This is a genomic window from Enterobacter sp. DVT3837, assembly GCF_056238685.1.
The window spans coordinates 2,190,520-2,210,482 of the sequence record NZ_JBWDLA010000001.1; the positions used below are offsets into that span (position 1 = coordinate 2,190,520).

The 19,963-nt window shown below is 54.6% G+C and carries 23 protein-coding genes; 17 read left to right on the plus strand and 6 right to left on the minus strand.

Features of this window, described 5'->3' with window-relative positions; translation table 11 throughout:
• Positions 1-136 precede the first annotated feature (136 nt).
• Positions 137-868: a tol-pal system-associated acyl-CoA thioesterase gene (gene exbB / locus AC0XWG_RS10720; RefSeq protein ID WP_028019649.1), complete on the plus strand. Its 732-nt coding sequence runs from the start codon at positions 137-139 to the stop codon at positions 866-868.
• Positions 869-872: 4 nt separating this feature from the next.
• Entirely contained in the window at positions 873-1,298 is a 426-nt protein-coding gene (gene exbD, locus AC0XWG_RS10725; RefSeq protein ID WP_028019650.1) for a TonB system transport protein ExbD, read from the plus strand.
• A 45-nt stretch (positions 1,299-1,343) separates the two neighbouring features.
• Here the strand turns inward: exbD and AC0XWG_RS10730 are convergent, their stop codons facing one another.
• Together AC0XWG_RS10730 and AC0XWG_RS10735 are read right to left on the minus strand one after the other, a co-directional pair.
• Positions 1,344-1,796, minus strand: coding sequence for a hypothetical protein (locus AC0XWG_RS10730; RefSeq protein WP_028019651.1), 453 nt, complete (start codon positions 1,794-1,796; stop codon positions 1,344-1,346).
• Position 1,797: 1 nt separating this feature from the next.
• Complete coding sequence (locus AC0XWG_RS10735) at positions 1,798-2,202, minus strand: hypothetical protein (RefSeq protein ID WP_028019652.1); 405 nt, start codon at positions 2,200-2,202, stop codon at positions 1,798-1,800.
• Positions 2,203-2,305: 103 nt separating this feature from the next.
• Here AC0XWG_RS10735 and AC0XWG_RS10740 point away from each other — a divergent pair, with 103 nt between their 5' ends.
• Together AC0XWG_RS10740 and AC0XWG_RS10745 are read left to right on the plus strand one after the other, a co-directional pair.
• Positions 2,306-2,809 (plus strand): ESA_00282 family adhesion-associated protein, encoded by a 504-nt coding sequence (locus tag AC0XWG_RS10740; protein ID WP_028019653.1) that lies wholly within the window; start codon positions 2,306-2,308, stop codon positions 2,807-2,809.
• 81 nt (positions 2,810-2,890) lie between these two features.
• Positions 2,891-3,379 (plus strand): TIGR00645 family protein, encoded by a 489-nt coding sequence (locus AC0XWG_RS10745; protein WP_023309169.1) that lies wholly within the window; start codon positions 2,891-2,893, stop codon positions 3,377-3,379.
• A gap of 44 nt (positions 3,380-3,423) precedes the next feature.
• Here AC0XWG_RS10745 and AC0XWG_RS10750 read toward each other — a convergent pair whose 3' ends face one another.
• Entirely contained in the window at positions 3,424-4,464 is a 1,041-nt protein-coding gene (locus tag AC0XWG_RS10750; protein WP_134707970.1) for an aldo/keto reductase, read from the minus strand.
• A 229-nt stretch (positions 4,465-4,693) separates the two neighbouring features.
• Between AC0XWG_RS10750 and AC0XWG_RS10755 the strand changes: the two genes are divergently transcribed.
• From AC0XWG_RS10755 to AC0XWG_RS10770, 4 genes are all read left to right on the plus strand, one after another.
• Positions 4,694-6,241: a methyl-accepting chemotaxis protein gene (locus tag AC0XWG_RS10755; protein WP_475680572.1), complete on the plus strand. Its 1,548-nt coding sequence runs from the start codon at positions 4,694-4,696 to the stop codon at positions 6,239-6,241.
• Between the two features lie 128 nt (positions 6,242-6,369).
• Positions 6,370-6,624, plus strand: a complete 255-nt coding sequence (locus AC0XWG_RS10760; protein ID WP_475680573.1) for a hypothetical protein — start codon at positions 6,370-6,372, stop codon at positions 6,622-6,624.
• A 70-nt stretch (positions 6,625-6,694) separates the two neighbouring features.
• Positions 6,695-6,835: a hypothetical protein gene (locus AC0XWG_RS10765; RefSeq protein WP_154231567.1), complete on the plus strand. Its 141-nt coding sequence runs from the start codon at positions 6,695-6,697 to the stop codon at positions 6,833-6,835.
• 179 nt (positions 6,836-7,014) lie between these two features.
• A complete protein-coding gene (locus AC0XWG_RS10770; RefSeq protein WP_108090463.1) occupies positions 7,015-7,293 on the plus strand; it encodes a hypothetical protein in 279 nt (92 codons plus the stop codon).
• A 10-nt stretch (positions 7,294-7,303) separates the two neighbouring features.
• On the opposite strand, the gene AC0XWG_RS10775 is transcribed toward AC0XWG_RS10770, so the two are convergent.
• The gene (locus AC0XWG_RS10775; RefSeq protein ID WP_023333391.1) at positions 7,304-7,894 is read right to left on the minus strand and encodes a TetR/AcrR family transcriptional regulator; all 591 of its coding nucleotides are present in this window, start codon (positions 7,892-7,894) and stop codon (positions 7,304-7,306) included.
• A 141-nt stretch (positions 7,895-8,035) separates the two neighbouring features.
• Here AC0XWG_RS10775 and AC0XWG_RS10780 point away from each other — a divergent pair, with 141 nt between their 5' ends.
• The 3 genes from AC0XWG_RS10780 to AC0XWG_RS10790 are packed head-to-tail and all read left to right on the plus strand — an operon-like array spanning position 8,036 to position 10,904.
• Positions 8,036-9,091, plus strand: a complete 1,056-nt coding sequence (locus AC0XWG_RS10780) for a sugar phosphate isomerase/epimerase family protein (protein WP_028019658.1) — start codon at positions 8,036-8,038, stop codon at positions 9,089-9,091.
• Positions 9,092-9,115: 24 nt separating this feature from the next.
• Positions 9,116-10,012, plus strand: coding sequence for an alpha/beta fold hydrolase (locus tag AC0XWG_RS10785; protein ID WP_475680574.1), 897 nt, complete (start codon positions 9,116-9,118; stop codon positions 10,010-10,012).
• Positions 10,002-10,904, plus strand: a complete 903-nt coding sequence (locus AC0XWG_RS10790) for an alpha/beta hydrolase (protein ID WP_028019660.1) — start codon at positions 10,002-10,004, stop codon at positions 10,902-10,904. The genes AC0XWG_RS10785 and AC0XWG_RS10790 overlap by 11 nt, the downstream gene beginning before the upstream one ends.
• Before the next feature lie 73 nt (positions 10,905-10,977).
• Here AC0XWG_RS10790 and AC0XWG_RS10795 read toward each other — a convergent pair whose 3' ends face one another.
• Complete coding sequence (locus AC0XWG_RS10795) at positions 10,978-11,310, minus strand: YMGG-like glycine zipper-containing protein (RefSeq protein WP_028019661.1); 333 nt, start codon at positions 11,308-11,310, stop codon at positions 10,978-10,980.
• Between the two features lie 160 nt (positions 11,311-11,470).
• Positions 11,471-12,337 (minus strand): glutathione-dependent disulfide-bond oxidoreductase, encoded by an 867-nt coding sequence (gene yghU, locus AC0XWG_RS10800; RefSeq protein ID WP_129324652.1) that lies wholly within the window; start codon positions 12,335-12,337, stop codon positions 11,471-11,473.
• Between the two features lie 245 nt (positions 12,338-12,582).
• Between yghU and AC0XWG_RS10805 the strand changes: the two genes are divergently transcribed.
• The 6 genes from AC0XWG_RS10805 to gss all read left to right on the plus strand — a co-directional run bounded on the left by AC0XWG_RS10805 (position 12,583) and on the right by gss (position 19,941).
• The gene (locus AC0XWG_RS10805) at positions 12,583-14,172 is read left to right on the plus strand and encodes an ABC transporter substrate-binding protein (RefSeq protein WP_475680575.1); all 1,590 of its coding nucleotides are present in this window, start codon (positions 12,583-12,585) and stop codon (positions 14,170-14,172) included.
• A gap of 45 nt (positions 14,173-14,217) precedes the next feature.
• Positions 14,218-15,171 (plus strand): ABC transporter permease, encoded by a 954-nt coding sequence (locus tag AC0XWG_RS10810; protein WP_028019664.1) that lies wholly within the window; start codon positions 14,218-14,220, stop codon positions 15,169-15,171.
• A 5-nt stretch (positions 15,172-15,176) separates the two neighbouring features.
• A complete protein-coding gene (locus AC0XWG_RS10815; RefSeq protein ID WP_028019665.1) occupies positions 15,177-16,022 on the plus strand; it encodes an ABC transporter permease in 846 nt (281 codons plus the stop codon).
• A complete protein-coding gene (locus AC0XWG_RS10820; RefSeq protein WP_049005035.1) occupies positions 16,015-16,992 on the plus strand; it encodes an ABC transporter ATP-binding protein in 978 nt (325 codons plus the stop codon). The genes AC0XWG_RS10815 and AC0XWG_RS10820 overlap by 8 nt, the downstream gene beginning before the upstream one ends.
• Positions 16,989-17,966: an ABC transporter ATP-binding protein gene (locus tag AC0XWG_RS10825; RefSeq protein ID WP_028019667.1), complete on the plus strand. Its 978-nt coding sequence runs from the start codon at positions 16,989-16,991 to the stop codon at positions 17,964-17,966. The genes AC0XWG_RS10820 and AC0XWG_RS10825 overlap by 4 nt, the downstream gene beginning before the upstream one ends.
• A 112-nt stretch (positions 17,967-18,078) precedes the next feature.
• Positions 18,079-19,941, plus strand: a complete 1,863-nt coding sequence (gene gss, locus AC0XWG_RS10830) for a bifunctional glutathionylspermidine amidase/synthase (protein WP_128347242.1) — start codon at positions 18,079-18,081, stop codon at positions 19,939-19,941.
• The last annotated feature ends 22 nt before the right edge of the window (positions 19,942-19,963 follow it).

Consider the following 19,963-nt stretch of genomic DNA (forward strand, 5'->3'; position numbering starts at 1 on the left):
TTTTTACTGCGTAAGCGCAAGGAAAGTGAGCGAAAATTACGGCACCATGCAAATACTAATGAGAACTACTATCAATTCGACGATGTTTTGATATTATTACGTTCAGATTTTGTGATTTGCGTCCTGGAGATACAGAGTGGGTAATAATTTGATGCAGACGGATCTCTCCGTTTGGGGCATGTATCAACATGCTGACATCGTGGTTAAGATTGTGATGATCGGCCTGATTCTGGCGTCCGTTGTCACATGGGCTATCTTCTTCAGCAAAAGTGCTGAGCTGCTTTCGCAGAAGCGTCGCCTTAAGCGGGAGCAACAGCAACTGGCTGAAGCCCGCTCTCTGGATCAGGCTTCAGATATGACCTCATCCTTCCACGTAAAAAGCCTGACCACCCTGTTAGTTAATGAAGCTCAGAACGAGCTGGAACTTTCCGCTGGCAGTGAAGATAACGAAGGTATTAAAGAACGTACCGGCTTCCGTCTGGAGCGTCGTGTTGCCGCTGTAGGTCGACATATGGGCCGTGGCAATGGTTATCTGGCGACGATCGGCGCGATCTCGCCGTTCATCGGGCTTTTCGGTACGGTCTGGGGCATCATGAACAGCTTTATCGGTATCGCGCAGTCTCAAACTACCAACCTTGCGGTGGTTGCGCCGGGTATCGCGGAAGCGCTGCTGGCGACGGCAATCGGTCTGGTTGCAGCAATCCCGGCTGTGGTTATCTACAACATCTTCGCGCGTATGATTGGCAGTTACAAAGCCACTCTCGGTGATGTTGCAGCACAGGTTCTGCTGCTGCAAAGTCGCGATCTTGATTTGAATGCCAGCTCGGTTAAGCCGGTGCACGCGGCGTCTAAACTGCGCGCAGGTTGATGCTATGGCGATGCGTCTGAACGAAAATCTGGACGATAACGGCGAAATGCATGAAATCAACGTAACGCCGTTTATCGACGTTATGCTGGTTCTGCTGATTATCTTCATGGTGGCTGCGCCGCTGGCGACGGTGGATGTGAAGGTGAATCTACCTGCCTCTTCCAGCCAGCCACAGCCGCGCCCGGAGAAGCCAATCTATATCTCGGTAAAAGCGGATAAATCCATGTTCCTCGGGAACGACCCGGTGACGGCCGACTCTGTCATCCCGGCGCTGGATCAGCTCACGGGTGGCAAGAAGGACACCACGGTCTTCTTCCGTGCGGATAAAACCGTCGATTATGAAACCATGATGAAGGTAATGGACACGCTGCATCAGGCGGGTTATCTGAAGATTGGGCTGGTCGGCGAAGAGAAAGCGACCGTGAAGTAAAAAAGAGCTGGCGAAAGCCGGCTTTTTTTATGCATATCGGTTTGATTATTTTTTTGTATCAGTGGATGCAGGAGCGGTCGGGTGAGAAGCCAGCGCGTCCTCATCAAGCGCCACGCAGGTGACGTTTGAGGTACGGTACTCACCGTCTGACAGCTTGCGCGTCAGACGCAGGGTGGCGATTTCTCTGGCAAGCAGATACTGATAATTGGCCTCAAGACGTCCCAGTACCTTCTCTTTCAGCTCTGGACGCTGCTCGATGATGGCATTCACCACGGCACCGTAAATTTCTTCTTTGACCTGTAGCGGGTAAATTTCACGGCGATTCTGCCATTTCAGACGCACCAGCGTCGCCGGGATCGATACCAAATCTTGTGTTATACGCGTCATCTCGTCATTTTTTGTCTTTCTCAGCGCGTCGAGATTTTGCTTTAAGATAAATTCATCACTTTTTTTATCATCTAAAGTCAAATAAACGTCGTTATTTTTAATTTCTTTCACGTTAATCTTCCCCCAGGGTGTAAAATATAGGGTTGTTTTTTTCTCGTGTAATTAGATTAAGCCAAATTTCATTGCCCGCTTCATTTATTTCTTCTGTTTTTTCGGCCATTATTTGACTTAGTTTCTGGGCATCTATTTCGCCTTCGGCTTGCAGGTCATTCAGCAGATGGACAAAGGCTTCAATTTTTATAGCGCGAAATAAGCGGTCCTTTATATGACGATCGTGCTCTTCCAGCAACATATTACGGGATTTCCCTGTTTGGGAAACGCCAATTAATATGTCAGGCTCGAAATCGGAGAGCTTTCTTTTTCCCTGAGTGAAACTCGCCTCTTTTTCTGCTTCCGCGGGTTGCTGTTCCACAGACGCAATGTGGTACTTAGCCGGGACGAGATAGTCGGGCAGCATTTTTAATTTCCTTTAATTTCAACAGGGTGGGGTTGGTAAAGGCGTGAGATTCGTTGACAATATCATGAGGCAATTTTAAAATCAAAAAAAATGGAGCCTACCCATGAACAGCATCTTTTTTACGGTCATCACATTACTATTACTGACCGCTGGTGTTCTTTTATTGATGCAGGAATTCAATAAAACGAAAGTGTCGAAGGACGCCAGTGAACCTCCACAACCTGAACGGATGACAAAAGAGGAAGGGGAAGATCATTTCTCTGTATTGATGAACTCAGTAACGCCTGTTTGGTACTGGCGGGTGAACCATGAATATATCGACTTTTTACACGCGACAATTAAACGCATGAAAATGTCGGAAATTAATGATACGCCCGGACTGTTTGAGGCACAGCGTCGCTGCAGCGACCTGAATTCAGCAGTGTATAAATATTATGATAATATCAAAAAACGCTGTCTGAACGGTGAGAAAGTATCATATTCTGACCTCGACGTATTAAATCTGCGTCAGTGCTTTCGTGAGTTCAGTCTGGAAGCCTATCCTGAGCTGGTGGCGCTTGTCTGGCCTGAGTACGCACGTCCGGAGGTTAACCCGGATAACGTCTGAGTGACGTACCGTTGAGTTATTGCAAACAGTCAGCGCCGTTGAGATATACTGGGCGCTGGTTTCTTTTGCAAACAGGACTTTATGGAACGCTTTTTTGAAAATGCCATGTACGCCTCTCGCTGGATACTGGCTCCCGTCTATTTTGGCCTTTCGCTGGCGCTTATCGCTCTGACGATTAAGTTCTTTCAGGAAATCTGGCATGTTCTGCCGAACATTTTTTCCATTGCCGAAGCGGATTTGATTCTGGTTCTGCTGTCGCTGGTAGATATGACCCTGGTGGGCGGACTGCTGGTGATGGTGATGTTCTCTGGCTACGAAAATTTTGTCTCCCAGCTTGATATCGACGAGCGTAAAGAGAAGCTCAGCTGGCTGGGCAAAATGGATGCTTCATCGCTGAAGAATAAAGTGGCCGCGTCGATTGTGGCAATCTCCTCTATCCACCTGTTACGCGTATTTATGGACGCGAAAAATGTCCCGGATAACAAACTGATGTGGTACGTCATTATCCATCTGACGTTTGTGTTGTCTGCATTTGTGATGGGGTATCTGGATAAGATCAGTAAGAAGTAAAGTACGTGTCCCCCTCGCCCTACGGGCTGAGGGGGCGAAAAGACCTATTTATCCGATGATGCCTGCCACAGGTTCAACTCCCCGTCCGCAACATGTCGATCAATCCTTTCCAGCTCATCTTCGCTGAAGTGCAGGTTATCCAGGGCCCGAACGTTTTCTTCGATCTGGGCCGGGCGACTTGCACCGATCAGCACTGAGGTAACGCGTTCATCCTTGAGCAACCAGCTCAGTGCCATCTGCGCCATCGTCTGTCCACGGACATGCGCCATTTCACTCAGCAAACGCAGGCTGTTGAGATTGGCTTCGGTCAGCATTTTTTCCGTCAGGCCGCGTACCTTTTTACCCTCGCGCTGCATGCGAGAATCTTCAGGGATCCCGTTCAGGTATTTTCCGGTAAGCAACCCCTGCGCCAGCGGGGTAAACGCAATGCAACCCGTCCCGTTTTGCTTAAGCGTATCCAGCAGGCCGGTGTTATCTACCCAGCGGTTGAGCAGGTTGTAGGATGGCTGATGAATAAGCAGCGGAATTTTCCACTCACGCAACAGGTCAGCCATTTTCTGGGTGCGCTCCGTTGAATAGGATGAAATCCCGATATACAGCGCTTTACCGCTTAGCACAGCATGGGCCAGTGCCGCCGCAGTCTCTTCCATCGGCGTATTTTCATCGACGCGATGGGAATAGAAAATATCAACATACTCCAGACCCATCCGCTTCAGACTTTGATCGAGACTGGCAAGCAAATATTTGCGCGAACCGCCTGACCCATACGGCCCCGACCACATGTCGTAACCCGCTTTAGTGGAGATAATCAGTTCGTCGCGATACGCGGAAAAATCCTCACGCAGCAGGCGGCCGAAATTCTCTTCAGCGCTGCCTGCCGGAGGGCCGTAGTTATTGGCGAGATCGAAATGAGTAATGCCGAGATCGAAGGCTTTGCGCAGCAGCGCGCGCTGGGATTCGAGAGGGTGTACGTGGCCAAAGCTATGCCACAAACCAAGCGATAGTGCTGGCAGGCGCAAGCCACTTTTTCCGCAGTAGCGGTACTGCATATTTTCATAGCGGGCGGGGTCAGGGTTCCAGGACATGATGTCTCCTTTTTTATCGTTGAATTTTCGAAACAACGTTTTCATTCTGAACTTATCACATCACAAATGACATAACTAAGCGCGAGGTGATGGTTAACGTCAGCTGTGTGACTAATGAAGCCACGCTAATCAAAAATGATCACAAAACGTTATAATTTCCCCGGTTCCTGCCGATAACGAGAGAAGTACTCGCCTCTGGGCGAATTCACCCTCACGGCAAGGAAGACTTATGAATATGCTCCGTAATTTCACGATCCGCTTCGTCATGCTGACGATTCTCGGGATCTTTTGTTTAATGTGGGCGGGTGTTGGCCTGTACAGTACCTGGTCCCTTTCGCGTGTTTCGGATGGCAATGACGTGGATCGTCAACTGGTCAAACAGATGACGGTACTCAGTCAGGGCACCGATCAGTATTTCCGCTTTGTGACCCGTTTGAGCCGTGCGATGGAAGTCAAAGCCGCAGGCGGCACGCCGGATTTGGCCTCTGCCCAACAGGCACTGGATAACATGGGTAAGAAACTGGCCGAGATGAAAGCGATCTCGCCAGGACCAATGGACGAACAGATTTCTGCTCAGGTCATCGGTACCTGGCAGGCGTTGCTTGATCAAGGTATCACGCCGCAAATGCAGCAGGCGAAGCTGGAGACTCTGGATGGCTATCGCCAGCAGGCCAATAACGTTACCCCGCCGCTAAGCCGTGCGTTTGGTGCCGCTGCCGAGAACTTTAACAACGCGGCCGCGAAGGCGCTCGACAGCACCCGCGTGGTGGTGGACAACCTGACCAGCATGACGCGTACGGTGATTATCACCGCCACTATTATCGGCCTGCTGATCCTGCTTTTCACCGACCGCTACCTGGTCGCGATGCTGGTCAAACCGCTGGACCGCATTCGCCAGCAGTTCCGCCAGATTGCCCAGGGCGATCTCAGTCAGCCAATTGAACCCTTCGGCCGCAACTGTGTGGGGCAGTTGGTTCCTCTGTTGAGCGCGATGCAGGACAGTCTGCGCGAAGCGGTCAGCACTATCCGCTCCGGCAGTGAAAATATCTGGCGCGGTGCGACGGAAATCTCCAGCGGTAATAACGATCTCTCTTCCCGTACCGAAGAGCAGGCTGCCGCACTGGAAGAGACGGCTGCCAGCATGGAACAACTGACTGCAACCGTGAAACTGAATGCGGAAAGCGCGCGTCAGGCAAGCCAACTGGCAGATGTGGCATCGACCACCGCCAGCCGTGGCGGCTCGCTGGTGGAAGAAGTGGTGACCACCATGAGCGGCATTTCTGAAAGCTCGAAGAAAATTGCTGAAATCACTAACGTCATCAACAGCATTGCCTTCCAGACCAACATTCTGGCACTCAATGCGGCCGTTGAAGCGGCGCGCGCGGGTGAGCAGGGGCGTGGTTTCGCCGTGGTGGCGGGTGAAGTCCGTAACCTGGCAAGCCGTAGCGCCAACGCGGCAAAAGAAATTGAAGGGCTGATCGCTGATTCCGTTAATCGGGTAGAGCAGGGGGCGCAGCTGGTGGGCGACACAGGCACCACCATGGATGCGATTTTGCGCGACGTGACGGAAGTGACAACCATTATGAAGCAAATCGCCTCCGCCTCTGAGGAGCAAAGCAAGGGCATTTCGCAGGTCGGGATTGCCATTACCCAGATGGACGGCGTTACCCAGCAAAACGCCTCGCTGGTGGAAGAGGTTTCCGCAGCAGCGGCAGCGCTGGAGCGTCAGACCGAAGATCTTCAGCGCTCGGTGCAAAAGTTCCGCCTGACGGCATAGCGCAACGTTGCAAGGCCGCCTTGTGCGGCCTTGCATTATTAACGCCTTCCTCATTCAGCGCGCGCTGAAACTGCTATTCTTTTGCTAACCCCCCTGACGTTCTGGGCTCTCTTCTATGAGGTGTTGCTATGAACAGATCGTTGTCAGTTATCCCTGTTCTCTCTTTCATTTTTCTGATGCTGTTCTCGGTTTTTGCCAGTGCGACCCAGCAGGCGCAGGAGCGGCGTGTGTCGCGTGATGTCAGGCAGGAAACCCGCGACGCGTCACGACAGGTGAAGCAGACCTGCGTGGCGAACAATAACCAGAGTAATCACGACTGCCGTCAGGACAAGCGTCAGATGAAACAGGCCGGACGGCAAAAAGCGCGGGATATTAAGTATTAATCAGATTTGCGAGACGGCTTCCGGGAATGCCCCTTGTCGGCTCGGGCAATACTGCCAGGTCTTAACCCAGTTGCTGATCGGCCGCGCCCTGCCAGAGGAGATGGCGCGCGTGATAGAGGATTTGCTGTGTGAGCTGGTGGGATATTACGCCGATACGCTGAAAGCGCCGCGCTGGATAAATACGCCGGAAGGTCATATCGCGATTAATTAAAATTGTTTTATGTTGCCGGGCGGCGGCTGCGCCTTGCCCGGCCTACGTTATTATTTTCATGTGTTAATGTAACAATATATTTGGCATTTTCTGCACCGTAACGGCGATGGGAATTAATATAGCCTTAAGCTCCTCCCGACATTATTAATTTTCTTATTTTACCGGAAATAATACAGTCTATGAAAAAGTCCTATATTGTATTGGCCGTCATGGCAGGCTTGGCTATGGTTAATTCAGCAATGGCGCAAAGCGTCACCGTGGATGTCCCGAGCGGTTATAAAGTGGTGATTGTCCCGTCATCCACCACGGTTCCGCAGGCGGTAGCCGTCGCGCCTGCACCGTCACAAACGGTCTATGCCGCGCCAGCGCCTGCTCCGGTTTATCACCCGCGTGCGCGGCATGTGGCGAGCGTGGCGGAAGGGATGGTGATAGAGCATCAGTACGACGATCATCATTGATGCTTCGCACTCAGCAATGCGGCAGCAGGCTAAGCGCTTGCTTAACCGCCGCCTGCAAACGAGATTCCGGAACACCGTCTCTGGCCTGCACCGACAAACCATGTAAAAAGACGGCAAAATAGTCTCCCAGACTCTCTGCATCGGTCGTATCCGGCAGTTCACCGTTATGCACTGCCTGGTGGAGACGATCGATGATCTGCTGCGTACGCTGCAGGCGATGCTGTGCCAGCCAGGTTTTGAGCGTTTCATTTTCCGCACTGACGCTGGCTGCAGAGGCCACCACCATACATCCTTGCGGCAAATCCGGATGGCAGTACAGGTGAACCGCATCCATTAACAGCGTCTGGATGGTATCCCGCACGTTGCCCCCTGCGGATAAGGCCCGATCCGCAAAACCGCCTTCCTGTTTTTCGTAATCGGCGATAGCTTCCCGAAAGAGCTGCTCTTTTGAACCGAACGCCTTGTAAATTCGTGCCGATGCAATCCCCAGCTCTGCCACCAGATCCGACATTGAGGTTCCTTCATAACCCTGTCGCCAGAACAGGTTGCGCGCTTTGATAAGCGCCTGGTCACGATCGAACTGGCGCGGTCTGCCTGCCATTTTGTTGCTCCGGTTGGTCCTGAATTCAGTGAAACAGGATCGCCTAAATCATCTGGATTACCAACGAATTTATAATTTTCGCTTGCGGTTATCCGGCTTTACTCCTATTGTTTGTCAATCGACAAACAATAGGAGTATACGATGAAAACCCTCAAAGGTCCCTCTCTCCATCTGGCTCAGTTCAGCGATGATGCGGCCCCATTCAATAATTTGCCTGCGATAGCCCGGTGGGCGGCGGAAACGGGGTTTAGCGCTCTGCAAATCCCGGTATGGGATCGCCGTCTCTTCGACGTGGCGACGGCGGCAGAAAGCCAGACCTACTGCGACGATCTGACCGGTATGCTGGCGGAGCATGGCCTGGTGGTGAGTGAGCTGACCAGCCACATCTTCGGCCAACTGATGGCGGTACATCCTGCTTACGACAGCTTATGCGACAGCTTTGCGCCGCCGGAAGTCCACGGCAACCCACTGGCCCGCGGCGAATGGGCACAGCAACAGCTGCTGATGGCGGTCAAGGCCTCTGCCAGGCTTGGACTCAGCGATCTGGGTACCTTCTCTGGCTCGCTGGCGTGGCCCTATTTGTTCCCGTTCCCGCAGCGCCCGGAAGGGTTAATTGAAACCGCCTTTGACGAGCTGGCCAGGCGCTGGATGCCGGTGCTTAACGCCTGTGACGAGCAGGGTATTAACCTCTGCTATGAGATCCACCCGAGCGAAGATCTGCATGATGGGGTGACGTTTGAAATGTTTTATCAAAGGGTGAAAGAGCATCCCCGCTGCCGGATACTTTTCGACCCCAGCCACATGGTGCTACAGCAGCTTAACTATCTGGAGTTTATTGATATTTATAAGGACATGATCAACATGTTCCACGTCAAAGACGCTGAATTTAATCCGACCGGGCGTCAGGGTATTTATGGTGGCTATCAGTCGTGGGTCGATCGTGCAGGACGTTTTCGCTCATTAGGTGACGGCCAGGTGGATTTCAGGGCTATTTTCTCGAAGCTGACTCAATACGATTATGCCGGCTGGGCAACCCTGGAATGGGAGTGCTGTCTGAAAAATCCGCTGGATGGTGCCAGAGAAGGGGCTGCGTTCATCCGCGACCATATTATTCACATCACCGATAAAGTCTTCGATGATTTCGCCGGTGCGCCAGTTAACCCTCAGCAAATCAACGCATTACTCGGCATTCGCTAAGCTACGACATCACAGGGAGTCACCATGGAACAACAATACGGTGAGATCGCGCACGCGGATCTCAGGGCAGAACACGTCTATACGAAAGTGAACGGACAGCGCATCCACTGCGTCGTGGCGGGAAAAGGACAACCGGTATTGCTGATACCGGGCTGGCCGCAGACCTGGTATACCTGGCGCTATGTCCTTCAGGCGCTGGCGGCGGCGGGTTTTCAGGCGATAGCGGTCGACCCTCCGGGCATTGGTGAGTCAGATAAACCGCGCGACGGCTATGATACCGGACGTGTCGGTGCCATGCTGCATACCATGATGGTGCAGCTGGGCCATGCGCGTTATAGCATAGTGGGTCACGATATCGGCATGTGGGTTGGTTATGCCATGGCGAGCGATTTTCCTCAGGCGATAGAAAGACTTGTGCTGACAGAAGCGGTTATCCCTGGACTGGCACCACCACCGCCGATTTTTGTCGCACCGGAAGAGAACATCTTTCTCTGGCACTTCATGTTCAATCAACTGGCGGATCTACCCGAAACCCTGACCAGCGGGCGCGAATCACAGTATCTCAGCTATATTTTCGACCGCTGGTCTCATCGACGTGAACGGGTTGCCGCAGAGGTGTATATCGCCGCCTATTCAACACCCGGCGGGCTGCGTGCGGGCTTCGACTATTATCGCGCTATCCCGGAAACCATCCGGCAGAACCAGCGCCGTGCGCAAACACCTTTAACCATGCCGGTGTTAACGGTGGGGGCCGAACATGCGACGCGCGATGCGCCGTTGATAACCCTACAGGGCAATGCCCTTGATTTGCGTGGCGAGACGGTGGCGGACTGCGGGCATTTTATTACCGAAGAGTGTCATGAGGCGTTTATTGGGCTAATCGTACCCTTTCTCTCAGAGGACACCGATCGTGCCGCTTGATAAAAACATTGCAGACTTTCTGGCTGCGTCATCGGGCGCGCCGCAACCGGCGTCGTTAGCCGACCTGCGTGCCGCCACCGAAGTGGATTTGTTGCGGCTACAGGGTGAGGAGGAAACAGATTGCGGCATTCAACATTACGTTGTTATCGCTGATGATGGTTACGCTATCGGTCTTCGCGCGTATACGCCTGCTGCCTCAAACGCTGAAATCGTTCTGCCTGCAATGCTCTTTGCTCACGGCGGCGGATGGTGTCTGGGCTCGCTGTCGCTGTACGATCGGCCCTGTCAGGCACTGGCCAATGCTACTGGTCGGAAAATACTCTCCGTTGATTACCGTCTGGCACCGGAGTTCCCCTTCCCAAGGCCGTTAGAAGATGTTTATCAGGCACTGTGCTGGGCCAGTGAACAGGCCGCGCTTTTGGGGATAGATGCGACCCGTCTGGCGGTGGGCGGCGACAGTGCTGGCGGCAATCTTGCTGCCGCGACAGCTCTGCTGGCCCGGGATCGCGGCGGACCTCACATTGAGCATCAGTTGCTGCTCTACCCGGCGTTAAGTCGCGAAATGTCGTCCCAAAGCTATTGTGAATTTGCTGAAGGTTATTATTTAACGCGTGATGCGATGGTGTTTTGCTGGGAGAACTATCTGGGAGAATGTCGTCATCCTTATGCCGAGCCGCTGCATATGGCCTCGCTGAGGGGGTTACCGCCAGCAACCATCCTGAGTTGTGAATATGATCCCTTGCGCGATGAGGCTGAAGAGTATGCTCTGCGGCTTGAGGAGGCGGGGGTGCCAGTACGCTGTGAACGGTTGCCGGGAATGGTGCATGCCTGCATGCATATGTCAGGGTTAACGCCAGCCGCGCGTCGGTTATTCGAACGGGCTTGTATCTAATTCAAAAAAACAAAAAACCCAGCGCGATCGCTGGGTTTATTATTCATGCCTGTTCACAAGGTGGCACACAGCCTTAGTGCGTCGCTTCACCAATCAGCGCGCCTGTACCCGCACCAACCGCCGCACCTTTCAGTACGCTCTTGCCGGTAACCGCCGCGGCACCTGCGCCCACGGCAGCACCTACCGCACCACCTTTACGCGCGTCTTTGCCTTTTTCGCCGTTTTTGAACATCGCCCCCGTGCCAGCGCCAACGACGGCACCGCCAACGGTTGATTTCAGATCTTTGCCCGTGGCTGCGCCAATGGCCGCGCCTGCTACCGCGCCGGCAGCGGTTTTGTCGATGGCCATTCCCGAGGTAGAAAAAATGAGAGCGCTGATAACCAGCGTTGTTTTAATGAGTTTCATAACAGATCCTTTGTGACTGCTGTCGGTTAATTCGTCGTATCTCACGGTCTGGTGTGAGAAAAACGGACAAATAGTGCCAGCAATACAGGGTCAGCCTTTAAGCTAATCATGCCCTGGGAAAGGATCCTTGCAGCCGGGCGGTGTCCCGCCCGGCCAGCTATCACGCCTGACGTTTGTCTTCGGTATTTGTCTCGAAGTCACTCGCCGCGTGGCGTTCGTGAAGCTGCTCGTTCAGCTCGCCGCTGGTGCGGTTAACGATGCGTCCGCGCTTAACGGCATGGCGGTTCGCCACGTCTTTCGCCCAGCGCTGCACGTGAGTGTACTTCTCCGCGTCCAGGAACTCGGCGGCGTTATACACGCTGCCCAGCGCGACGCAGCCAAACCACGGCCAGATTGCCATATCCGCGATGGTGTATTCCTCACCGGCCACGTAACGGCCGCGGGCCAGCTGTTTATCCAGCACGTCGAACAGGCGTTTGGCTTCCATGGTGAAGCGGTCAATCGCATATTCAATTTTCACCGGAGCATAGTTGTAGAAGTGGCCAAACCCGCCGCCGAGGAACGGGGCGGCCCCTTGCAGCCAGAACAACCAGTTCAGGGTTTCCGTGCGGCCTGCCGGATCTTTTGGCAGGAAGTGACCAAATTTTTCTGCCAGGTAAAGCAGAATGCTGCCGGATTCAAATACGCGCGTCGGCGGAGTCGTGGAGTGATCGCGCAGCGCGGGTATTTTCGAGTTCGGGTTCACCTCTACAAACCCGCTGGAGAACTGATCGCCTTCGCCAATGCGGATCAACCATGCGTCGTACTCGGCGCCCGTCACGCCCAGCGCCAGCAGCTCTTCGAGCATGATCGTCACTTTCTGACCGTTCGGTGTGCCCAGGGAGTAGAGCTGTAGCGGATGAGAACCCACAGGGAGCTCTTTCTCATGCGTTGCGCCGGAAATCGGACGGTTGATGTTGGCGAATGCACCGCCGTTGTTCTTTTTCCATTCCCACACTTTCGGTGGCTGATAAGTGTTGTCTGACATGTTGGTCTGCCTTTTGAGTGATGTGTTGAGGCAGTGTAGCAGGAGATTTGTGAACCGTTTAACGATGTGAGCGCAATCAATTAACCGCTATTCCTTCTGGCGCTTATATATATCAAATTCGGCATAAGCTTAATCGAAAATCGCATTTTCATAATTAATGCGGAAACCGATAAAGCTGCATATGATGCTTCAACATAAATAAAAAATGCAGTAATAAACACTTTATAAGGCAAGGAGTTAGTGAGATGCGCAAGCTTCTGTTATCGGCAGTGCTGGTTTCGCTCGCGTTAGGCCTGGCTGGCTGTGATGATGCGAAAAATAAAGAGACAAATACGCCCGCAGCGGCAAAAAACGATGCGCCAAAAGAGGGCGGCTCGCTGATTATTGGTATAACCTCCGGCGACCCGTTAGCCGTTAATCCGCTCTATGCCAGCGACCGTACCACGTTAACGATCATGCAGGCGCTCTATGCCCCGCTGTATAGCTTTAATAACGGCAACATTGAGTGGGGTCTGGCGGAAAGCATGACGCCCTCCGCCGACAACCTGAGTTATACCCTGACGTTAAAACCCAACCTGAAATGGCAGGACGGCCAGCCGCTGACGGCGGACGACGTGGTCTTTACGTTCAATAAACTGCTGGATGCCAAACAGCATAGCTTCTTCCGCAGCATGTTTACCTGGGGCGGCAAGCCCGTTGAAGTGAGCAAGATCGACGACCGCACCGTTAAGTTCACCTTACCGCAGGTTAGCGCCGCCTTTACCGGAACCCTGGTGCAGATCTACCCGATCCCGCAGCACGTGTTCGCCGGTGAAGGCGATCTGGAAAAGAGCAGCAAAAACGATGCGCCAGTCGGCTCCGGGCCGTTCAAATTTAAAGAGTACCGCGCCGGGCAGTATTACGCCCTGACCCGTTTTGACGATTACTGGAACGGCAAAGCGAAGCTTGATTCAGTGACCTACCGTTTCGCCAAAGACAGTAACGCCGCCAACCTGGCGCTGCAAAACGGTGAAATCAACCTCAAGATGGTTGACCCGCAGGATGTGAACCGCCTGAAAAATACCGGGAAGTTTGACTTTGTGGTCTATCCGGAAGGTCGTCTGGCCTATATGACGTTCAACCAGAACGTGCCGGTGATGAAGAGCAAAGCGCTGCGTCAGGCCATTGCTTATGCCATCAACAAGGACGAGCTGACCCAGACCGCGTTTACCTCGCTCGACTACGCCAAACCGGCAACCTCGTTCCTGACGCCAGATACGCTTTACAAGACGGATGACGTCGAGCAGTACAAATTCGATCTGCAAAAAGCCAAAGACCTGCTGAAAACATCCGGCGCGCCGGATAACCTCAAGCTGCGCCTGGCGTATGTGAACACCAACAAAACCCAGGAGAGCATGGCGCTCTACATTCAGCAGGCGCTGAAGGGCATTGGGGTGAGCGTGGAGCTGATGCCGCTGGACTCCAACGCCATGTCTCAGCGCAGCCTTGATATGAACAATACCGCATGGGAGCTGAACCTGGGCGGCTACATCATGGGCTCCGAGCCGGATGGTTACAAATCGCTGTTCATGAGCAACGAAGCCTATAACTACGCGCACTACAAAAATCCGCAGTTTGATGCCCTGTGGGATAAAGGCGCGGTGGAAACCGACGCCGCGAAACGTGCCGATATCTACAAGCAAATTCAGCAGACGGTGGCGAATGACATGACGTACTACCCGATTGCCTACACCAATGCGACCGTCGCGGTGGACAAGCGTTTCGGCGGCACCCAGGAGGCAGAGCCGAAACCAGTCTACCTCTTCCAGGATCTGTCAAAAATCTATCAGAAATAAGCGATTGCCCCGGCCGTCGGGTCGGGGCTTTGGTAAGGGCACGTCGTGAACACACTTCTTACGCGTCGGCTGCTGCAATTACTGCCGATGCTGTTCTTTATTTCACTGGTGGCGTTTTTGCTGGTCAAACTCGCGCCCGGCGATCCGGTGGCGGCGTACATCACGCCGCGTATGGCCCCGGAGGATATCGAACGTATTCGCCAGAGCCTGGGGCTGGATAAGCCCCTGGTCACGCAGTACGTCCTGTGGCTAAAAAACGTCCTGCAGGGCGATCTCGGCTATTCGCTGATTTACCACCGCCCGGTGCTGGAGATGATCGGCGAACGCATTCCGGCCACGCTGGGGCTGATGGGGTCGTCGCTGCTGATGGCTATCGTGCTGGCGATCCCGCTGGGCCTGCTGGCGGGGGCATTTAAGCACCGCTGGCTGGATCATCTGCTCAATTTATTCGCCTATATCGGCATCTCGGTACCGATTTTCTGGTTCGGCATTTTGCTCATCACCGTTTTTGCCGTGCAGCTTAACTGGTTCCCCAGCATGGGAATGCGCACCATCGGCATGGAGGACAACGGGCTGGATCTGCTGCGCCACGGCGTGCTGCCGTGTATTGCCCTCACGTTCTATAACCTCTCCAGCTACGTGCGCTACATCCGCTCCAACACCATCTCGCAGCTCTCGGCCGACTACGTGCAGACCCAAGTGGCTTACGGCGCGACGCGCTCCAGTATTCTGTTCCGCCATGTGCTGAAAAACGTGTTGCTGCCGGTGATCACCCTGTTCGGCCTGTCGTTCGGTGAGCTGATTGTGGGGGCCTATGTGACGGAAAGCGTCTTCTCCTGGCCAGGGATGGGGCTGCTCGGGATCCAGTCGATCGCTTCGCTGGACTACCCGCTGATCATGGCGATCATCATGCTCTCGTCGATGATGCTGATCGTCGGTAACCTGATCGCCGATGTGCTTTATCGCTTCGCCGATCCCCGCATTCGTACGCTGAGGTAACCCGGATGAGCAGACGCTGGCAGCAGGTTCGTCACCAGCTGCGCCGCAACCGTCCGGCGCAGTTCTCCCTGTTTGTGCTTTTTATTTTCGTTGTCGCCGCGCTCTGTGCGGGCTTAAGTCCGTACGATCCGGACCGGATGGCGCTTGGCGCACGCACGTTGCCACCGGATGCCGCGCACTGGTTCGGCACCGACGAGTACGGACGCGACTACTTCACCCGCGCGCTGTATGGCGGCCAAATCTCCCTGATGGTCGGTTTTCTCGCCATGCTCTTTTCCACGCTTATCGGCACGGTAGTGGGAACGGTGAGCGGCTATTTTGGCGGCTGGCTGGATAACCTGATGATGCGCGCCGTGGATATCCTGATGGCCATTCCGGCCTTCTTCCTGCTGCTGGTGGTGAATGCTTACCTCAAGCCGGGCGTGGATAACATCATTCTGATTATCAGCCTGCTGACGTGGATGAACATGTCGCGGCTGGTGCGTGCTGAAACCTTATCGGTGAAAGAGCGCGAGTACGTGCTGTATGCCCGCGCGTCGGGGGAGCATCCTCTGCGCATTATCATGCGCCACATTATTCCCGGCGTGCTGCCGACCATTATCGTGGCGGCCACGCTCAATATCGCCTCGGCCATTTTGATGGAGTCAACGCTCAGCTTCCTGGGGCTGGGCGTGCAGGCGCCTGCGGCGTCGTGGGGAAGCATGCTTAACAACGCGCAGTCTTACATTGGCGAGGCATCGTGGCTGGCGATGTTCCCCGGCATTCTGATCCTGTTGACGGTGTTCAGCTTTAACGTGCTGGGCGATGTATTTCGTACCGCCTTTGAGCCAGGAGCGAATCGCGATGAGTAACTTATTAGCGCTTGAGAACCTGCAAACCACGTTCCGCACCCGCGAGGGCGAGGTTCATGCGGTGCGCGGCGTGAGCTTTCAGGTGCAGCCGGGGGAACTTGTCGGCATTGTTGGCGAGTCGGGCTGCGGGAAAAGCGTCACCTGTAAGTCGATCATTCAGCTTCTGGGGAACAACGGACGGATCGCCGGGGGCAGTATCCGGTTCCAGAACGAGGATCTGGCGCAGAAAACCCCCGCGCAGATGCGCGCCATTCGCGGCAACGAGATCGCGATGATTTTCCAGGATCCGATGACCGCCCTGAACCCGGTGCTGACCATCGGCAAACAGATGGCTGAGATCCTGATGCGCAATAAAGGACTGACCAAAAAAGCGGCCAGGGCAGCGGCGATCGCCATGCTGGAACAGGTGGGTATTGCCGAGGCGGAACGCCGATACGACCAGTATCCGCACGAGTTCAGCGGCGGGATGCGCCAGCGGGTAATGATCGCAATTGCGCTCTCCTGCAACCCGAAGCTTCTTATAGCCGATGAGCCGACCACCGCGCTGGACGTCACCATTCAGGCGCAGATCCTGCGCCTGCTGAAAAGCCTGCAAAAGCAAACCCAAACCGCGATTCTGCTGATCACCCACGATCTCGGCGTGGTGGCGCAGGTCTGCAGTCGCGTGGTGGTGATGTACGGCGGGCTGGTGATGGAGGAAGGGAGCGTGGAAGATATTTTTTATCGCCCTGCGCATCCTTACACCCAGGGGCTGCTGGCCTCGCTGCCGCGCCCGGATGAGGTGAATCAGCGTTTATCGCCGATTGAAGGTTCGCCGCCTGGCCTGCTTAACCCGCCGCCGGGCTGTCCGTTCGCGGAACGCTGCCCGAAACGCACGCCCCAGTGTGAACGACAACCCGCATTTTACACCGCAGGAGAGGGGCATCGTGCTGCCTGCTGGCTATGGGCCGACAAGGAGATTCAGGCATGAGTGAACAACAGGCGCCATTAGTGAGCGTGCGCGATTTGCGCAAGCACTATCCGCTCAACGGCGGTTTGCTGCGTAAAGGCGTGGCCGTGAAAGCGGTTGATGGCGTGAGCTTTGATATCCAGCCTGGCGAAACGTTTGGCCTGGTGGGGGAGTCCGGCTGCGGGAAATCCACCCTCGGGCGCGCCATCCTGCGCCTTTTCGATATCACCTCGGGCGAGATCCACTTTGCCGGGCAGGCGATCGCCCACGCCCGCGAAAAAGAGCTTAAGCCGCTGCGTAAGCGGATGCAGGCGATTTTTCAGGATCCTTATTCCTCGCTCAACCCCGGAATGACCGTGCGACAGCTGGTGGCCGAACCGATGCAAATCCACGGCTACAGCCGGGAAGAACAGCGGGAACGTACGGAAACGCTGCTCTACAAAGTGGGGCTGAAGCACGAACACCTTGAACGGTTCCCGCATGAATTCAGCGGCGGGCAGCGTCAGCGCATCAGTATTGCCCGCGCGTTGTCCGTGCATCCTGAATTTGTGCTGTGCGATGAACCGCTCTCGGCGCTGGACGTCTCGGTGCAGGCGCAGGTGGTGAATATTTTGCAGGATCTGCAGCAGGAGCTGGGGCTAACCTATCTGTTCATCGCCCACGATCTCTCCATGGTACGCCATATCTCCAGCCGCATTGGAGTGATGTATCTCGGTAAACTGGTGGAGGTCGCACCAGCGAATGAGCTGTATCAGCGTCCGGCTCACCCGTATACCCGCGCGCTGCTGGCGGCGGTTCCCCAGCCCGATCCGCGCATTCGCAATCTCGAAGATGCAACCCTGCGCGGCGACATTCCTGGCCCCACGTCCGCGCTAGCGGGCTGTAAGTTCTGCAGCCGCTGCCCGCACGCCATGCCGGTTTGCCAGACGCAGGAGCCTGCCATGCAGGAGATTGCACCAGGACATTTCGCGGCATGTTGGTTGTTTAACATGTAATTAATGTGCCTTGCAGGTGTATGATAAATCCACCTCTGTCAGGTTAATTACAACGTGCAGACGACGACAACCCTTTAAAAAAATTGCCGCCTGCCTGTTTTAGGTTGGATACATGCGTAAAGGAAAGTTAAGCAGTGACGCGCCATTCGGGACGTTATTAGGCTATGCGCCGGGTGGCGTGGCGATTTACTCTTCAAATTACGGCAGTCTCGATCCGCGTAAGTACCCGGAAGATGCGGATTTTCGCAGCTATATCGGCAATGAATACATGGGCCACAAGTGGCAATGTGTTGAGTTTGCCCGCCGTTTCCTGTTCCTCAACTATGGTTTCGTTTTTACCGATGTCGGCATGGCGTGGGAGATCTTCTCCCTGCGCTTTTTGCGCCAGGTAGTGAACGATAACATTCTGCCGTTACAGGCCTTTTCCAACGGTTCGAAACGCGCGCCGCGAGCCGGAGCGCTGCTTATCTGGCAAAAGGGTGGGGAGTTTCATGAGACCGGCCACGTAGCGGTGATCACCCAGCTTCTGGACGATAAGGTCCGTATCGCGGAGCAGAACGTCATTCACTCACCATTGCCGCTTGGGCAGCAGTGGACGCGCGAACTGCGTTTGAGCGTCGAGAACGGGTGCTACACCATTCATGACACCTTCAACGACACTGAAATTCTCGGCTGGATGATCCAGACGGACGACACGGAACACAGCATTCCCCAGCCGGAAATCGACGGTGCGCTGTTGAAAATCAGCGGCGCGCGGCTGAAAAACAAACGTCAGTTTGACGGTAAATGGCTTAACGAAAACGACGCGTTGCAGCAGGCATATGTCCGCGCGAACGGCCACTTTATCAATAAAGATCCCTGCCAGTACTTCACCATTACCGAAAGCGCCGAGCAGGAGCTGATCAAAGCGACTAACGAACTGCATCTTATGTACCTGCATGCGACCGACAAAGTGTTGAAAGACGACAACTTACTGGCACTTTTCGACATCCCTAAAATTCTCTGGCCACGTCTGCGCCTCTCCTGGCAGTGGCGCCGTCACCATATGATTACCGGTCGTATGGATTTCTGCATGGATGAGCGGGGCATTAAGGTCTACGAGTACAACGCCGACTCCGCGTCCTGCCACACCGAGGGCGGACTAATTCTCGAAGAGTGGGTGAAAAACGGCTATCGCGGCAACGGGCATAACCCGGCGGAAGGGCTGCTGGAAGAGCTAACCGGGGCGTGGAAACACAGCCACGCGCGTCCGTTTGTGCACATCATGCAGGACAACGATGTCGAGGAGGATTATCACGCGCTGTTTATTCAGCGTTCTCTGCTGCAGGCCGGGTTTGAAACCAAAATTCTGCACGGGCTTGGCGCCCTGAGCTGGGATGCTGCCGGACAGCTGATTGACGACGAAGGCCGTCACGTGAATTGCGTGTGGAAGACCTGGGCGTGGGAAACCGCGATCGAACAGATCCGCGAGGTGAGCGAAACCGAGTATGCCGCCGTGCCAATCCGCACCGGACATCCTGAAGGCGAAGTGCGCCTGATTGACGTCCTGCTGCGCCCGGAAGTTCTGGTGTTTGAACCGCTGTGGACGGTTATTCCCGGCAACAAGGCAATCCTCCCGGTACTCTGGCAGCTGTTCCCGAATCATCGTTACCTGCTTGATACCGATTTTGAGGTTAACGACCTGCTGAAACAGACCGGCTATGCCGTTAAACCGATTGCCGGACGCTGCGGCAGCAATATCGATCTGATCAGCCCTGAGGATGAGCTGCTTGATAAATCCAGCGGCAAGTTTGTCGACCGCAAAAACATCTACCAGCAGCTGTGGTGCCTGCCAAACGTTGATGGCAAGCACATTCAGGTCTGTACCTTTACCGTGGGCGGTAACTACGGCGGAACCTGCCTGCGCGGCGACGACTCGCTGGTGGTGAAGAAAGAGAGCGATATTGAGCCATTGATTGTGGTGAAAGATGAATAGCCTCCGCAGAGCGTAAGCAAAG

Bases quoted from the DNA above. Each gene is read 5' to 3' on its own strand.
- exbD (WP_028019650.1), top strand. From the start codon at position 873: ATGGCGATGCGTCTGAACGAAAATCTGGACGATAACGGCGAAATGCAT.
- AC0XWG_RS10735 (WP_028019652.1), bottom strand. From the start codon at position 2,202: ATGCTGCCCGACTATCTCGTCCCGGCTAAGTACCACATTGCGTCTGTG.
- AC0XWG_RS10740 (WP_028019653.1), top strand. From the start codon at position 2,306: ATGAACAGCATCTTTTTTACGGTCATCACATTACTATTACTGACCGCT.
- AC0XWG_RS10745 (WP_023309169.1), top strand. From the start codon at position 2,891: ATGGAACGCTTTTTTGAAAATGCCATGTACGCCTCTCGCTGGATACTG.
- AC0XWG_RS10750 (WP_134707970.1), bottom strand. From the start codon at position 4,464: ATGTCCTGGAACCCTGACCCCGCCCGCTATGAAAATATGCAGTACCGC.
- AC0XWG_RS10755 (WP_475680572.1), top strand. From the start codon at position 4,694: ATGAATATGCTCCGTAATTTCACGATCCGCTTCGTCATGCTGACGATT.
- AC0XWG_RS10760 (WP_475680573.1), top strand. From the start codon at position 6,370: ATGAACAGATCGTTGTCAGTTATCCCTGTTCTCTCTTTCATTTTTCTG.
- AC0XWG_RS10770 (WP_108090463.1), top strand. From the start codon at position 7,015: ATGAAAAAGTCCTATATTGTATTGGCCGTCATGGCAGGCTTGGCTATG.
- AC0XWG_RS10775 (WP_023333391.1), bottom strand. From the start codon at position 7,894: ATGGCAGGCAGACCGCGCCAGTTCGATCGTGACCAGGCGCTTATCAAA.
- AC0XWG_RS10780 (WP_028019658.1), top strand. From the start codon at position 8,036: ATGAAAACCCTCAAAGGTCCCTCTCTCCATCTGGCTCAGTTCAGCGAT.
- AC0XWG_RS10785 (WP_475680574.1), top strand. From the start codon at position 9,116: ATGGAACAACAATACGGTGAGATCGCGCACGCGGATCTCAGGGCAGAA.
- AC0XWG_RS10795 (WP_028019661.1), bottom strand. From the start codon at position 11,310: ATGAAACTCATTAAAACAACGCTGGTTATCAGCGCTCTCATTTTTTCT.
- yghU (WP_129324652.1), bottom strand. From the start codon at position 12,337: ATGTCAGACAACACTTATCAGCCACCGAAAGTGTGGGAATGGAAAAAG.
- AC0XWG_RS10805 (WP_475680575.1), top strand. From the start codon at position 12,583: ATGCGCAAGCTTCTGTTATCGGCAGTGCTGGTTTCGCTCGCGTTAGGC.
- AC0XWG_RS10815 (WP_028019665.1), top strand. From the start codon at position 15,177: ATGAGCAGACGCTGGCAGCAGGTTCGTCACCAGCTGCGCCGCAACCGT.
- AC0XWG_RS10820 (WP_049005035.1), top strand. From the start codon at position 16,015: ATGAGTAACTTATTAGCGCTTGAGAACCTGCAAACCACGTTCCGCACC.
- AC0XWG_RS10825 (WP_028019667.1), top strand. From the start codon at position 16,989: ATGAGTGAACAACAGGCGCCATTAGTGAGCGTGCGCGATTTGCGCAAG.
- gss (WP_128347242.1), top strand. From the start codon at position 18,079: ATGCGTAAAGGAAAGTTAAGCAGTGACGCGCCATTCGGGACGTTATTA.